We start from the raw sequence: 14299 nt of genomic DNA, 5'->3' as shown, positions 1-14299 counted from the left end.
GGGCCGGGTGCCTTTCGATAATCGCCTCCGACACGACTGCCCAGGCGGTCGCCACTCAAGCGGAGAGCGTTATGAACAACAACAAGATCGCCAACCCCCGATTCCTGCCCCTTGCCTTGACTGCCGCCGTGGCCATGGCCGTTGCCCAGCAGGCTGCCGCCGAGATCGTCCTGTACGACAAGGACGACACCACCTTTTCCACCGACGGCTACGTCAACGCCTTCTACGTCAACAGCGACGTGGATCGCGACGGCGAACGCTTCGACCGCCGCCAGTCGCGGGTGAAGATGGGCTTTCTGCCCAACTGGATCGGCTTCAATTTCGGCAAGCAGGTCGACGACCTCAAGCTGGGGGCGCGTGCCTCGTTCTGGGTGACCATCAACGACAGCGAAACCAACGGTACCGACACCGCCATCGACGTACGCCAGTTCTACGGCACGGTTGCCAACCCCGAGTGGGGCGAGGTGCTGGTGGGTAAGGACTTCGGTCTGTTCTCCCGTTCCAACATCTTCCTCGACGAACTGCTGGCCGGTTACGGCAACGTTTCCGACACCCTCGGCCTGGTGGACGGCACCGGTGTGTCCTTCGGCAATATCGGTACCGGCTATCCGTACCCGTTCCCCACCTCGCAGATCACCTACCGCAACAACAACCTGGCAGAAGGCCTGCGCGTGGCAGTGGGCATCATGGATCCAGTGGACACCAACGACGACAGCGCCACCGGCAAGGCCTACCAGGAAAACCCGCGCTTCGAGTCGGAGGTCAGCTACCAGTTCGATGTCGGCGGCTCGACCATCTACACCTGGGTCAACGGCGCCTACCAGACCTCGGAGAACACCGACGACAGCGTCGACAGCGTCACTTCCAAGGGCCTCGGTTATGGCGTGCAGGCCAAGTTCGGCGGCCTATCGCTGACCGGTTCGGGCTTCCAGGCCAAGGGCATCAACCCTTTCTTCACCAACAACCTGGGCGAGCCGACCCTGCGTGACATCGACAGCGACGGCTACCTGCTGCAGGGCTCCTACACCTGGGGCAAGAACCGCGTGGCGCTGTCCTACGGCAAGACCGAGGACGATGGCAACGGCCTGGGCGTGGCGGCCGACTACGAGACCCGTGGTGTCGCCTATTTCCGCACCATCAACGACAACCTCAAGCTGGTGGCCGAATACAACCAGTACCAGATCGACGCCGCCGAAGGCAGCGGGCTGAACGAGGACACCAATACCCTTGCGGTGGGTGCAGTCGTCAGCTGGTAAGGGCCGTGGCTACGAGCTGGGCAGGGGGGGCCGCTGCCCGGCTCGCATTTGGCTTTCAATCGATAAACAGATCCGGCACCAGGCTGCCACCGGCGGGATCGAAGCGATACTGCTCGAAGTCGCTGAAGCCCCGTTCGCGCAGGATGTCCTCGTCGATCAGCAGGCGCCCAGTGAGGCTGCGGCCTTCGCTGCTGAGGATGGCATGGGCGGCATCGGCCATGATCGCCGGGATACGTGCACGCTTGAAGGCGTCGCGGCTGCCCAGCTCGAATTCGATGGCAGCGGTGGCGATCATGGTCTTCGGCCACAGCGAGTTGACGCTGATGCCGTACTTCTTGAACTCCTCGCTCATGCCCAGGGTGAGCATGCTCATGCCGTACTTGGTGACGGTGTAGGGCCCATGTTGGGCGAACCACTTGGCGTCGAGGTTGAGCGGCGGGGAGAGGTTGAGGATATGCCCGCCCGCGCTTTTTTTCAGATAGGGAAGTGCGGCCTGGCTGCAGACCATCACCGCGCGGGTGTTGATCTGGTACATCAGGTCGAAGCGCTTGGGTTCGAGTGTCTCCACCCCCACCAGCTTGATCGCCCCGGCGTTGTTGACCAGCGCATCGATGCCGCCGAAATGCTCGGCGGCCTGGGCCATGGCCGCTGCCACGGCCTGCTCGTCACGCACGTCCAGTTGCAGCGCCAGGGCCTTGCCGCCAGCGGCCTCCACCTCGGCGGCGACGCTGAAGATGGTGCCTGCCAGTTTCGGGTGCGGCTCGGCGCTCTTGGCCGCGATGACGATGTTGGCGCCGTCGGCGGCGGCCTTGAGCGCTATCTCGCGGCCAATGCCACGGCTGGCGCCAGTGATGAACAGGGTTTTGCCGGAAAGTGACATGGGCGTTCCTTTTGTTGTTGTAGAGAAGCGTAGGGTGCGCCGTGCGCACCGGCGGATTTTTTGGTGCGCACGGCCTAGGCGGCCCCGCGACACCTACGAAGCAGCTTCGATTTCCACCAGCAACTGGCGATTCTTCACCTGGTCGCCCTGGCTCACACCAACGCGGCGGACGATGCCGTCTACGCCGGCCTTGAGTGGGTGTTCCATCTTCATCGCTTCCAGCACCAGCAGCAGTTGCCCCTTGCTCACGCTGGCGCCCTCGGCGACCAGTACCTCGACTATGGCGCCATCCATGGGGGCCTTCACCGCGCCGCTGCTGGCGGCGCTCTGCCCGCCGGCTGGTTCATGGGTCACGTCCAGCAGTTCCAGGTTGCCATGCTCACCGTACAACCATAGACGTTCGCCTTCGCGGTGGTAGGCCTGGCGGCGGCGCACGCCGTCCAGCTCCAGGGTCAGCCAGCGGCCATCGCTGGCCAGCAGGCGCAAGGACACTTGCTCCTCGCCCTGGCGCACGCACAGTTGCGCTTGCGTGCCGCTGGCGAGCACGTCCAGTTCCACGGCGTGCTTGTGCTCGCCCTGCTTGAGGACGAAACGCCAGGGCGCGCTGCCGGCGCTGCGCCAGCCGGACAGGCCGGGTTGGTGCGCACGGGCGTCGGCCGAGGCCTGGTAGAGCAGGGCGGCGGCCATGGCCAGCTCGGCCAGGCTGGCGCTGTGCGGGTGCAGGCTGGGGTCATCGGCGAAGTGCTCGGCAATGAACGCCGTGGTGGCGTTGCCGGCGGCGAACTCGGGATGCTTGAGCAGGTTGGCGAGAAAGCGCTGGTTGCCGTTCACACCGAGCAACACGCATTGCTCGACGGCGCGCACCAGCTTGCGCCGGGCTTCGTCGCGGGTTTCCCCAAAGGCGATGACCTTGGCCAGCATCGGGTCGTAGAAGGGGGTGACGGCCTGGCCTTCGACCAGGCCGTGGTCGATGCGCACGCCGGCCAGCAGTTCGGGTTCCCAGCGCAGCACCTGGCCGGTTTGCGGCAGGAAGCCGGCGGCCGAGTCCTCGGCGTACAGGCGCACTTCCATGGCGTGGCCGCTGAGGCGAATGCCGTCCTGTTGTAGCGGGAGAGGCTGGCCTTCGGCAACGCGAATCTGCCAGGCCACCAGATCCTGACCGGTGATCAGCTCGGTGACCGGGTGCTCGACCTGCAGACGGGTGTTCATTTCCAGGAAGAAGAATTCGCCGCTGGCGTCGAGTAGGAACTCCACGGTGCCGGCGCCGACGTAGTTGACCGAGGCCGCCGCCTTCACCGCGGCCTCGCCCATGGCGCGGCGCAGCTCCGGCGTCATGACCGGGCAGGGCGCTTCCTCGACCACCTTCTGGTGGCGACGTTGCACCGAGCAATCGCGCTCGCCAAGGTAGAGGATATTGCCGTGCTGGTCGCCGAAGACCTGAATCTCCACATGGCGTGGGCGGATCACCGCGCGTTCGAGGATCAGCTCGCCAGATCCGAAGGCGTTCTGCGCCTCCGAGCGGGCGGTGCGGATCTGCCCCAGCAGTTCGGAAGATTCGTGCACCAGGCGCATGCCACGGCCGCCGCCACCGGCGCTGGCCTTGATCATCAGCGGGTAGCCGATGCGTTCGGCTTCGCTGGCCAGGGTGTCGTCATCCTGGGCGGCGCCTTCATAGCCGGGGATGCAGGGCACGCCGGCCTCCAGCATGGCGATCTTGGACAGGCGCTTGCTGCCCATCAGGTGGATGGCGTCTACGGTCGGGCCGATAAAGACGATGCCGGCCGCCTCGCAGGCGCGGGCGAAGTCGGCGTTCTCGGAGAGGAAGCCATAGCCGGGGTGGATGGCGTCGGCGCCGGTCTTGCGCGCGGCCTCGATGATGGCGTCGATGCGCAGGTAGGACTGGCTGACCTGAGCCGGGCCGATGCATACGGCTTCGTCGGCGATCTGTACATGGCGGGCATCGGCATCGGCCTCGGAGTACACCGCCACGGTGCGATAGCCGAGCTCGATGGCGGTGCGCATCACCCGGCAGGCGATCTCGCCACGGTTGGCGATCAGGATCTTGTTGAATGCGGGCATCTTCGTGCTCCTGTGGGGCGATCCCCGGATTGCATCCGGGCTACGTTCTATTTGTTCCCTCTCCCCTTGGGGAGAGGGTTAGGGAGAGGGGGCAACAGCACCCTCTCCCCCAGTCCCTCGGCTTTAGCGTCCTGCGTCGCTCTATCTCCTGCATCCATGCAGTCGTCTCCCGCAAGCGGGAGAGGGGAGTTTTACTGTGCCCACTTCGGCTTGCGCTTCTGCACGAAAGCCATGGTGCCTTCGACGCCCTCGGCGCTGGTCACGGCGGCGGCGAACTGTTCGGCGGCGCGGTCGAGCAGCGGGCCGATTGCTTCGCGTTCGCTGGCCAGCAGCAGGGCCTTGGTCTGGGCGTTGGCCTGGGGGCGCACTGGCGAATCTGTTCCAGGGTTTCGTCCAGGCGCTGTTGCAGGGCGGCGTCATCGTGCTCGCAGTAGTGCACCAGGCCCAGGCGCAGGGCATCAAAGCCGTCGAAGCGGGCGGCGGTCAGGGCCAGGCGGCGTGCCTGGGTCAGGCCGATGCGGTGCACGACGAAGGGGCGATCTGCGCCGGCAGGATGCCCAGCGTGGTTTCCGGCAGGCCGAACTTGGCGCCGCTGGCAGCGATGGCCACGTCGGATACGCAGGCCAGGCCAAAGCCGCCACCGAGCACGGCGCCTTCCAGCACGGCCACCAGTACCTGCGGCGCGGCCTGGGCCTCTTCCAGCAGCGCCCCGAAGGCGCGGTTCAGCTCGCGGTAGGCGTCGCCTCCCTTGGCACGCGCTCCGGCCATGTCTTTGATATCGCCACCGGCGCAGAAGTGGCCGCCGGCGCCGCGCAGGACGAGAGCGCGCACGTTCGGCTCATGGCGCACGGCTTCCAGGGTCGCGCGCAGTTCGCCGACCATGGCCAGGCTCATGGCGTTGCGGCTGTCCGGGCGGTTGAGGGTGACGTGCAGCACGCCAGCGTCGAGGTTCAGCAGCAGGGTTTCGCAGTGGGGCAGATCGTTCATCGCGTAGCCTCGGTGTAGGGTGGGTGAAACCCGCCGCAACGGTATGAGTGGCAGGTCAGCCTTTCTTTTTCCCCGGCAGAATGCCCATCAGCTTGCAGATGATGCCGAGCATGATTTCGTCGGCGCCGCCGCCGATGCTGACCAGGCGCACGTCGCGGTAGGCGCGCGACACCGGGTTGTCCCACATGAAGCCCATGCCGCCCCAGTACTGCAGGCAGGCGTCGGACACCTCGCGGCCCAGGCGCCCGGCCTTGAGCTTGGCCATGGACGCCAGCTTCGTCACGTCGCGGCCCTTCACGTACTGTTCGGTGGCCTGGTAGACCAGCGCGCGCAGGCACTCGATCTCGGTCTGTAGCTCGGCCATGCGGAAGTGGATGACCTGGTTGTCGATCAGCGGTTGGCCGAAGGTGTGGCGCTGCTTGCAGTAGTCGATGGTGCTGTCGATGCAGTGCTCCAGGCCCTTGATCATGTTGGCCGCGCCGAACAGGCGCTCTTCCTGGAACTGCAGCATCTGCATCATAAAGCCAGACCCTTCCGCCCCTATGCGATAGCGCTGCGGCACGCGCACGTTGTCGAAGAACACCTGGGCGGTTTCCGAGCTGCGCATGCCCAGCTTGTCCAGATGCGGGCTGACGCTGATGCCCGGAGTCTTCATCGGCACCATGATCAGCGACTTGTTGACGTGCGGCTTGTCGTCGCTGGTGTTGGCCAACAGGCAGATGAAGTCGGCCGACGGCGAGTTGGTGATCCACATCTTGCTGCCGTTGATCAGGTAGTCGTCGCCGTCCTTGCGCGCGGTGGTCTTCAGGCCCGCCACGTCGGAGCCGGCGCCGACTTCGGAGACGCCGATGCAGCCGACCATCTCGCCGCTGATGGCCGGGCGCAGGAACTCTTCGCGCAGCTCGTCGGAGCCGAAGCGCGCCAGGGCCGGGGTGCACATGTCGGTCTGCACGCCGATGGACATGGGGATGCCGCCGCAATGGATGGTGCCGAACTCCTCGGCAGCGACGATCGAGTAGCTGTAGTCCAGACCCATGCCACCGAATTTCTCCGGCTTGGAGATGCCCAGCAGGCCCAGCTCGCCGGCCTTCTTGAAGATGTCATGGATCGGGAAGCGGCCTTCCTTCTCCCAGGCGTCGACGTGCGGATTGATTTCCTTGTCGACGAAGTTACGGACGGTGCGGCGGAGTTCTTCGTGTTCCTGGGTAAAGATCATTGTTGTTCTCCGTAGGGTGCGCTGTGCGCACCGGATCTTGTATTGAGGTCAGAAACGCGCGACGCCGAAGCTGTTCTTGTTCAGCGGTCGCAGGTTGGCCTCGGCGCAGATGTCCAGCAAGAAGCCCAGCAGCTTGCGCGTATCGCGCGGGTCGATCAGGCCGTCGTCCCACAGGCTGGCGGTGCCGTACAGCGCCGTGGACTGGCTGTCGAGTTTTTGCGCGGTCACGCTTTCCAGCATGTCGAGCATCTTGGGGTCAGCTTCCTTGCCTTCTTTGGCGTGCTTTTCCTCGGTGACGATGCGCAGCACCTTGCCGGCCTGGGCGCCGCCCATCACAGCGGTGCGGCTGTTGGGCCAGGCGAAGATAAAGCGCGGATCCAGGCCTCTCCCGCACATGGCGTAGTTGCCGGCCCCATACGAGCCGCCGACCACTATGGTCAGCTTGGGTACCGTGGCGTTGGCCACGGCCTGGATCATCTTCGAGCCGTGCTTGATCACGCCGCTGCGCTCGGACTCGGTGCCGACCATGAAACCGGTGGTGTTGTGGAAGAACAGGATCGGCGTGTTGCTCTGCTCGCAGAGCTGGATGAACTGCGCCGCCTTGGCCGCACCCTGCGGGGTAATCGGGCCGTTGTTGCCGATGAAGCCGCAGGCCTGGCCTTCGATCTGCAGGTGGCCGCAGACGGTCTGGCTGTCGAACTCGTTCTTGAAGTCGAGAAACGCCGAGCCATCGGCGATGCGCGCGATGATCTCGCGCACGTCGTAGGGTTTCTTGGCATCGGCCGGCACCAGGCCGAGCAGTTCCTCGGCCGGGTACAGCGGCTCGCGCCAGGTGCGTTTCTCACGTGCCGGTAGCTGCTGGTTCCACGGCAGCATGCCGACTATTTCGCGCGCCAAACGCACGCCATCGGCATCGTTCTCCGCCAGGTACTCGGCGGTGCCGGCGACCTGGGCGTGCATCTCGGCACCGCCGAGTTGCTCGTCGGTGGCGATCTCGCCGGTAGCGGCCTTGAGCAGAGGCGGGCCGGCGAGGAACATCTTGGCCTTGCCGCGTACCACCACCACATAGTCCGACAGGCCCGGCTGATAGGCCCCGCCGGCGGTGCTGGAGCCGTGCACCACGGTGATCTGCGGCAGGCCCATGGCGGACATGCGCGCCTGGTTGGCGAAGCCGCGCGCGCCCTCGACGAAGATGTCGGCGGCGTAGTTGAGGTTGGCGCCACCGCTCTCGGCCAGGGTCACCACCGGCAGCTTGTTCTCGAAGGCGATCTGCTGCAGACGCAGCGATTTCTTCAGTCCCGTGGGGGAGATGGTGCCGCCCTTGATCGCGCTGTTGTTGGCGATCACCAGGCAACGCACCCCGGCGATGTAACCGATACCGGCGATCAGGCCGCCGCCGGCCTGGCTGCCGTCCTTGTCGTCGTGCAGCTTGTAGCCGGCCAGCGAAGCCAGTTCGAGAAAGGGCGCGCCGGCATCGAGCAACAGGTTGAGGCGTTCGCGCGGCAGCAACTGGCCACGCTTGTCGAACTTGGCCTTGGCCTCCTGAGCCTTGTCGAGCACCTTCTGCTCTACATCGCGGAAGGCTGTGATGGCCGCCAGCATGGCCTCGCGGTTCTGCGCGAAGGCTTCGCCATGCACGTTGATTTCCGATTGGATCACGGGCATCGCCTTACTCCTGATCTTTCAGTACATCGGGCAGGTAGGCCCGGTGGAAACCGTTGTAGGACTCGCTGTTTTTCGCCTTGCCCAGGGTCCAGGCACGGGTGCCCTGGCTGGCGGCGCCATCGATGCGGATGGTGTTGCCGCTGATGAAGTTGGCGCCGGGGCTGAGCAGGAAGACGATGGCCGCCGCCACCTCGGACTCGCTGCCGATACGCTGCAGCGGCACGTGATCCTTGAGGTTGCGGATCATGTTCTTCATCGACTCGGGGTAGGTGTCCATGCCGCTGGAGGCGATCCAGCCCGGCGCCACGGCGTTGACTCGCACGCCAGCATGGCCCCACTCGTAGGCGGCAGTCTTGGTGAAGTTCTCCATTCCCGCTCGCGCGGCGCCGGAATGGCCCATGCCGGGCATGCCGCCCCACATGTCGGCGAGCATGTTGACGATGGCGCCGCCGTGCTTGCTCATGCTCTGCAGGAAGACTTCCTTGGCCACCAGAAAACCGCCCACCAGATTGGTGCGCACCACGGTCTCGAAGCCTTTCTGGTTGATGCCGATCAGTGGCGCGGGAAACTGGCCACCGGCGTTGTTGACCAGGTGATGAATGCGCCCGCGTTCTTTGATCACCGTGCCGACCAGGGCTTTCACCGCGTCTTCGTCACGGATATCGCAGACCTGGAAGCTGGCGCTACCGCCGTCTTCGATGATCTCGGCGCAGGTCTTTTCCAGTTTTTCCTGCTTGCGCCCGACCAGCACCACATGGGCGCCCAGGTGGGCCAGCTCGTGGGCCACGCAGCGGCCGATACCGCTGCCACCGCCGGTGACCAGGATGGTCTGGTCATTGAACAGGCCGGGTTTGAAGACAGAGTCATATGGCATTTTTATTGTTGTCCTGATGCCGGTGCGCACAGCGCACCCTACGGGGTGTAGGGTGCGCTGTGCGCACCATTCAAGGTTTGCGCCAGCGCGCTGGGCACCGGCACCGGGAACTCCAGCAGTTGCTGGGCGAAAGCTTTGCCCTGCGGGTCGATACGCAGGCTGGCGACGCCGCCACCACCCAGCGCGTTCTCCAGCAGGAAGTTGAGGCTTTGGCTGCCCGGCAGGTACCAGCGGCTGACGCGGCCCTGCTCGGTGTCCAGGGTATGCGCCATCCAGTTGGCCACGGCTTCGGGTGTCAACGCAGCGGCTATCCACGCCAGGTATTCGGGCTTTCTCGCCATCACGCCGATGTTGCTGTGGTTGCCCTTGTCGCCGGAGCGGGCCACGGCAAGACTGATCAACGGCACGGTGGCGTCGGCGTCGCCCATGGGGACGGGCAGAGCGGCTGGGGCATGAAGCTGCGCCGGGTCGAAGGCCTCGATCTGGGGCAGGGCGACCGGTTGGCGTTCGCCATCGATCTCGACGCTCAGGGCGCAGCTATTCTTGTCCACCAGGAAGCTGAACAGGCGGATCACCGGGTAGACGGTGGGGCGGCCGCCGACGATGCCGGTCAGGCCCGGTGCCATGCCGGTGGCGGCCTGGGCGATCTCGCGGGAGAAGAGGATCAGCGCCTCCTTCCTGGCATGCCGTGCGGCGATCTTCACCACCACCTCGCGGCTGTCCCGGCGCAGGCCTTGAGCGCCGTAAGTGGCCTCACTGCCGAGCAGCTCGACGCTGACTTCCTGGTAACGACCCCAGCCGCGCTCGGCGAACAGCTCTTCGGTCTTGTTGATGATCGCCTCGCTGACTCGTTCGGCCTTGGCCACGGCATCGATGCCGGCGAGCAGGAAACTGGCGGTGCAGCGGAAACCGTCCGGGTGCGTGGCGCTGACCTTGTACTGATCGGTGGGCGGCAGGCCGCGTGCGCCCTGGAGCTGCACGCGGTTGTCGCCGACCTGGCTCAGCTCGACCTGGGTGAAATCGCAGATCACGTCCGGCAGCAGATAGGCGCGCGGGTCACCGATCTCGTAGAGCATCTGCTCGCCAACGGTAAAAGGCGTGACCAAGCCGCCGGAACCCTCCGGCTTGGTCACGACGAAACGGCCATCGTCTTCGACTTCGACGATGGGGAAACCGATGTGCTCGTAATCCGGCACGTCGCGCCAGTCGGTGAAGTTGCCGCCGGTGCACTGCGCGCCGCACTCGATGATGTGCCCGGCCAGCGCAGCCTGGGCCAGCTTGTCGTAGTCGCTCCAGGCCCAGCCGAACTCGTGCACCAGGGCGGCGCTGACCACCGCGCTGTCGACTACGCGACCGGTGATGACGATGTCGGCGCCTTGCTCGAGCGCGGCGACGATGCCAGGCGCGCCCAGGTAGGCGTTGACCGACACGCAGAAGGGCAGCAGCGGCGCGCCTGTGAACATCTCGCGGGTGCCGGCCTTGACCAGCTCGCCGAGCTTGGGCTGCAGGTTGTCGCCGTGCAGCACGGCGATCTTCAGTTGTACCCCGACCTGTTCGCAGGCGGCGCTCAGGGCGGCGGCGCAGGCCATCGGGTTGACCCCGCCGGCATTGCTGATGACGCGGATCTTCTTCGCCGCCAGTTCGCCCAGCAGCGGCGTGAGCATCTCGACGAAATCGCGGGCGTAGCCGTCGTCAGGCTTCTTCATGCGGGCGCCGGCCATGATCGACATGGTGATCTCGGCCAGGTAGTCGAATACCAGGTAATCCAGGTCGGCGCCGCGAACCAGTTGAGCGGCAGCGGTGGAGGTGTCGCCCCAGAAGGCTGAGGCGCAGCCGATGCGTACGGTTTTACTCATTGGAATTGGCCCGTGACACATTGAGAAGGTGAGACGACATTACCAAGCAAGCGCTTGGTTGAAAAGTGGTGAAAGAGGGCAGATCAGCCAAAAATGCGCCCAAGCGCTTGCTTGGTCGACTGGTGGCGCATACATTTCATCAATGCAGACAAGCAGTTGCCGGCAGCATGAAGAATTCATCAGAACAATCGCCGGCAGGTTCATCAGGGGAGAAGTCAGCGTGGACGAACACAGCGCCCAGGCCGTGATGCAGGAGTTGGTTACCAGCGGCCAGGTCACCGACCCGGACAGTGCCCGTGGCAAGCTGTTGCAGATGGCCGCCCACCTGTTCCGCAGCAAGGGTTACGAGCGCACCACGGTACGTGATCTGGCCAGTGCCATTGGCATCCAGTCGGGTAGCATCTTTCACCACTTCAAGAGCAAGGACGAAATCCTGCGCGCCGTGATGGAGGAGACCATCGTCTACAACACGGCGCTGATGCGCGCTGCGCTGGCCTCGGCGCAGGGCACCCGCGAGCGCCTGCTGGCGCTGATCCGCTGCGAGCTGCAGTCGATCATGGGCGGCACCGGTGAGGCCATGGCGGTGCTGGTGTACGAGTGGCGCTCGCTGTCCGAGCAGGGGCAGGCACAGATTCTGGCCCTGCGCGACACTTATGAGCAGCTCTGGTTGCAGGTGCTGGGCGAGGCGCGTGAGGCTGGCTATTTCAAGGGCGACCCTTTCATCCAGCGGCGGTTCCTCACTGGCGCCTTGAGTTGGACCAATACCTGGTTCCGTCCGCAGGGGCCGATGAGCCTGGATCAGTTGGCCGAAGAGGCGCTGTCGCTGGTGTGCAAGGGCGGCTAGCCAGAGCGCGCCCAAAGACGCCTCGCCCAGGGGCCGAGCTGCGCTCGACGACTTGGCGCGCAGGTGCCTGATTGCGGAATTTGCACGCAACACGACTCAAGATATTCGTCCTCGGCCGATATACCCATCATCTTGGGGCGGACGTACGGTCGGATCACAGGTGCAAACGGAGGATGCGAGGCAAGGGAGTCTGCTGTGGCTGTACCTGTATCCGCTCGTGAGTAAGGGGGCGGGGTTGCGTGCATTGCTCGCGGTGGTCGTATGTGCCTGTCTGGCGCTGCCTTCCTGGCTCGAAGCCAGCCAGGAAGTGCGGGTGGGCGGCTACGACTTCCCTCCCTACCTGTTCCGGCCCGAGCGCAACGAACCGCAAGGCCTCACGGTAGAGGTGCTGGAGTTGCTCAATCGCCTGCAGGGGGAATACCACTTCGTGCTGGTGCCCACGGCGGCGGGCCGACGCTATCGTGACCTGGCCGCTGGCCGCTTCGATCTGATGCTGTTCGAGTCCAGCCGCTGGGGCTGGCAGGATACGCCGCACATCACCCTGGAGCTGCCGGTATGGGAGGCCGAGGTCTATGTGGCCTTGCGCGTTCCCGGGCGGGGCCAGGACTACTTCGCGGATTTGTCGGACAAGCGCATGGCGTTGCACCGTGGCTTCCATTACGGTTTCGCCGGGTTCAATGCCGATCCGGATATCCTGCGCAGCCATTTCGATGCGCAGATGACCTATTCCCATGACAGCAATCTGCGCATGCTGCTCTTGCGACGTGCCGATGTGGCCGTCGTCACGCGTTCCTACCTGCAGCTATTTGCCGAGCGCAACCCGGGCGACATGGAGCGCCTGTTGGTTGCCACGCACCCCGATCAGCGTTATCGACATCAGGTGCTGCTGCGCCCTGGCGGGCTGCCCGGCGAAGCACGCACGCGAGTACTGCTGGGGCAGTTGGTGGCCGAACCCGCTTTCGCGAAACTCTTGCATCGCTATCACCTGCAACTCGCCAGCAAGGTCGATAAAGAATGATGAATTCATCGGGTTGGTCAGGTTTCTCGACTAGGCTATTTGCCATGGCCATAAGGCTTTAAGGGGAGAGGGAATGTTCTATTCAGGGCATTACAAGCGGTTGCTGGGGGGGCTGCTGGGCCTGCTGTTTGCTGCTTGTCTGAGCGCGGCTGAAACCATTCGAGTGGGCGCTGCACATTTCCCGCCTTACGTAACCAAGGTTGATTTGCAGGAGGCCAGCGGTTTGCTCCCGCAATTGCTGGAAGCGCTGAACCGTGAGCAGGCCGATTACCGATTCATCATGCTGCCGACCGCCATCGTGCGGCGTTTTGGCGATCTGCAGCGTGGGCGTATCGACATGGCGATCTTCGAGAATCCCGAATGGGGTTGGCAGGGTATCGAGGCGGATGTGGTGGACATGGGCCTGGAGGACGCGGAGTTGTTCGTGGCGCGGCAAGAAGCCGAGCGTGGCCAGGCGTATTTCGCGCAACTGGCCGGCAAGCGCCTGGCGCTCTACCGGGGTTACCACTACGGTTTTGCCGATTTCAATAGCGACCCGGAGTACCTCAGCCGCACCTTCAATGCCAATCTCGGCCATTCCCATGACAGCAACCTGCTGATGGTGCTGCGGGGGCGAGCCGATATCGCTCTGGTCACTCGATCCAACCTCTATGACTTCATCGCGCGTAACGGTGACAAGCTCGATCAGTTGCTGATATCGGAGCGGGTCGATCAGGTCTATCGCCATCACGCGCTGATTCGTCGGGGCGCGCCGATCAGCGCGGTGCAGTTCGCCGAATTGCTCGAACGGCTCCGACAGAAGGGAGAGCTGGCACGTATCTTCGACCCCTACCAGATTGCCGTCAGGCCAGTCGCAGAGGATAGCTCAGCAGCAGGAACTGGGTCAGATTGAGCGCCCCGTGCAGGGCGATGGCCGCGCTCAGGCGACCCGTGCAATGGAAGGCCAGGCCATAACCCAGCCCGGCCACGGTGGCCACCAGGGCGAAGGCCGGGCTGAATGGCAGGTGCGCGGCACCGAACAGCCCGGCCGTGAGCAGCAGCCCCGGCCATTGCCCCAGGCGCTGGATCAGCATGGGCTGCAGCAGGCCGCGAAACAGCAGCTCTTCGGCCAGCACCGCGACGCCCAGATTGACTGCCAGCCAGAGCAGCAGGTCTTGCGGCCATTTGGGCTGCCAGGCCACCACGCCCAATAACCAGGCCAGGCTAGGCGCCAGCAACAGCGTTGCCATGGCTATCGGCCAAGCGTGCAGCCTGCCAGCCGCTTTCCGTTCGTCGCGCCCAGCCCACCAGGCCAGCAGCGCCGCACCGACCAGTGCCTTGTCCCAGGACAGACGCAAGGCATAGGGCGGTGCGTCCGGGCTGATCTGCCGGGCGGGCCAGAGCTCGGTAGGGCGGAAACCGGGGAGCAGGTGGGCGGCAAGGGCAATGCCCAGGGCCAGTACCAGCAGTTGCCAGAAGGGGGCGGGCAGCAGGCGTTGACCGGCAAGCACCAGGGCGGTGAAGGCGGCCCCCAGTAGCAGGCCGGGGAGGGTGATGGCCTCGATGGCGTAACCGAATGCCAGCACCAGAGCCGGCAGCAGCAGGCGCAGGTGCAAGGCCATGCCGCCGGCCGGCGTCGTCGGGC

General features: G+C 65.0%; 11 protein-coding genes and 1 pseudogene. 4 read left to right on the top strand and 8 right to left on the bottom strand.

What is annotated here, in order from left to right; translation table 11 throughout:
* Positions 1–71: 71 nt before the first annotated feature.
* The gene (locus PVE35_RS12790; protein ID WP_268183644.1) at positions 72–1256 is read left to right on the top strand and encodes a porin; all 1185 of its coding nucleotides are present in this window, start codon (positions 72–74) and stop codon (positions 1254–1256) included.
* A 55-nt stretch (positions 1257–1311) separates the two neighbouring features.
* Here the strand turns inward: PVE35_RS12790 and PVE35_RS12785 are convergent, their stop codons facing one another.
* The 7 genes and pseudogenes from PVE35_RS12785 to PVE35_RS12755 form a co-directional block, all read right to left on the bottom strand.
* Entirely contained in the window at positions 1312–2136 is an 825-nt protein-coding gene (locus tag PVE35_RS12785) for an NAD(P)-dependent oxidoreductase (RefSeq protein WP_277372009.1), read from the bottom strand.
* Positions 2137–2229: 93 nt separating this feature from the next.
* Entirely contained in the window at positions 2230–4215 is a 1986-nt protein-coding gene (atuF, locus tag PVE35_RS12780; protein WP_277372008.1) for a geranyl-CoA carboxylase subunit apha, read from the bottom strand.
* A 191-nt stretch (positions 4216–4406) separates the two neighbouring features.
* Positions 4407–5202 (bottom strand): annotated as a pseudogene (locus PVE35_RS12775) (enoyl-CoA hydratase-related protein).
* Between the two features lie 55 nt (positions 5203–5257).
* A complete protein-coding gene (atuD, locus tag PVE35_RS12770) occupies positions 5258–6418 on the bottom strand; it encodes a citronellyl-CoA dehydrogenase (protein ID WP_277372007.1) in 1161 nt (386 codons plus the stop codon).
* 48 nt (positions 6419–6466) lie between these two features.
* Entirely contained in the window at positions 6467–8083 is a 1617-nt protein-coding gene (gene atuC / locus PVE35_RS12765) for a geranyl-CoA carboxylase subunit beta (RefSeq protein WP_277372006.1), read from the bottom strand.
* Between the two features lie 4 nt (positions 8084–8087).
* Entirely contained in the window at positions 8088–8957 is an 870-nt protein-coding gene (locus PVE35_RS12760) for an SDR family oxidoreductase (protein ID WP_277372005.1), read from the bottom strand.
* Positions 8958–8995: 38 nt separating this feature from the next.
* Entirely contained in the window at positions 8996–10813 is a 1818-nt protein-coding gene (locus PVE35_RS12755; RefSeq protein WP_277372004.1) for an acyclic terpene utilization AtuA family protein, read from the bottom strand.
* Between the two features lie 220 nt (positions 10814–11033).
* Here PVE35_RS12755 and PVE35_RS12750 point away from each other — a divergent pair, with 220 nt between their 5' ends.
* From PVE35_RS12750 to PVE35_RS12740, 3 genes are all read left to right on the top strand, one after another.
* Positions 11034–11657 carry a TetR/AcrR family transcriptional regulator gene (locus tag PVE35_RS12750; RefSeq protein WP_268183659.1) on the top strand — a complete coding sequence of 208 codons (624 nt, stop codon included), beginning with the start codon at positions 11034–11036 and terminating at the stop codon, positions 11655–11657.
* A 235-nt stretch (positions 11658–11892) separates the two neighbouring features.
* On the top strand, positions 11893–12675 hold the full coding sequence (locus tag PVE35_RS12745) for a transporter substrate-binding domain-containing protein (protein ID WP_277372003.1): 783 nt from the start codon (positions 11893–11895) through the stop codon (positions 12673–12675).
* Positions 12676–12748: 73 nt separating this feature from the next.
* A complete protein-coding gene (locus PVE35_RS12740) occupies positions 12749–13567 on the top strand; it encodes a transporter substrate-binding domain-containing protein (RefSeq protein ID WP_277372002.1) in 819 nt (272 codons plus the stop codon).
* On the opposite strand, the gene PVE35_RS12735 is transcribed toward PVE35_RS12740, so the two are convergent.
* A complete protein-coding gene (locus PVE35_RS12735) occupies positions 13518–14276 on the bottom strand; it encodes a CPBP family intramembrane glutamic endopeptidase (protein WP_277374885.1) in 759 nt (252 codons plus the stop codon). The two genes, PVE35_RS12740 and PVE35_RS12735, sit on opposite strands and share 50 nt — an antisense overlap.
* Between the last annotated feature and the right edge of the window lie 23 nt (positions 14277–14299).

It is taken from the genome of Pseudomonas sp. AA-38 (assembly GCF_029457475.1).
GTDB lineage: Bacteria > Pseudomonadota > Gammaproteobacteria > Pseudomonadales > Pseudomonadaceae > Aquipseudomonas.
This window is presented reverse-complemented; position numbering and strand designations above follow the sequence as displayed.

Excerpts from the sequence above, each read along its gene's own strand:
- PVE35_RS12790 (WP_268183644.1), top strand. The coding sequence starts at position 72 with ATGAACAACAACAAGATCGCCAACCCCCGATTCCTGCCCCTTGCCTTG.
- PVE35_RS12785 (WP_277372009.1), bottom strand. The coding sequence starts at position 2,136 with ATGTCACTTTCCGGCAAAACCCTGTTCATCACTGGCGCCAGCCGTGGC.
- atuF (WP_277372008.1), bottom strand. The coding sequence starts at position 4,215 with ATGCCCGCATTCAACAAGATCCTGATCGCCAACCGTGGCGAGATCGCC.
- atuD (WP_277372007.1), bottom strand. The coding sequence starts at position 6,418 with ATGATCTTTACCCAGGAACACGAAGAACTCCGCCGCACCGTCCGTAAC.
- atuC (WP_277372006.1), bottom strand. The coding sequence starts at position 8,083 with ATGCCCGTGATCCAATCGGAAATCAACGTGCATGGCGAAGCCTTCGCG.
- PVE35_RS12760 (WP_277372005.1), bottom strand. The coding sequence starts at position 8,957 with ATGCCATATGACTCTGTCTTCAAACCCGGCCTGTTCAATGACCAGACC.
- PVE35_RS12755 (WP_277372004.1), bottom strand. The coding sequence starts at position 10,813 with ATGAGTAAAACCGTACGCATCGGCTGCGCCTCAGCCTTCTGGGGCGAC.
- PVE35_RS12740 (WP_277372002.1), top strand. The coding sequence starts at position 12,749 with ATGTTCTATTCAGGGCATTACAAGCGGTTGCTGGGGGGGCTGCTGGGC.
- PVE35_RS12735 (WP_277374885.1), bottom strand. The coding sequence starts at position 14,276 with ATGGCCTTGCACCTGCGCCTGCTGCTGCCGGCTCTGGTGCTGGCATTC.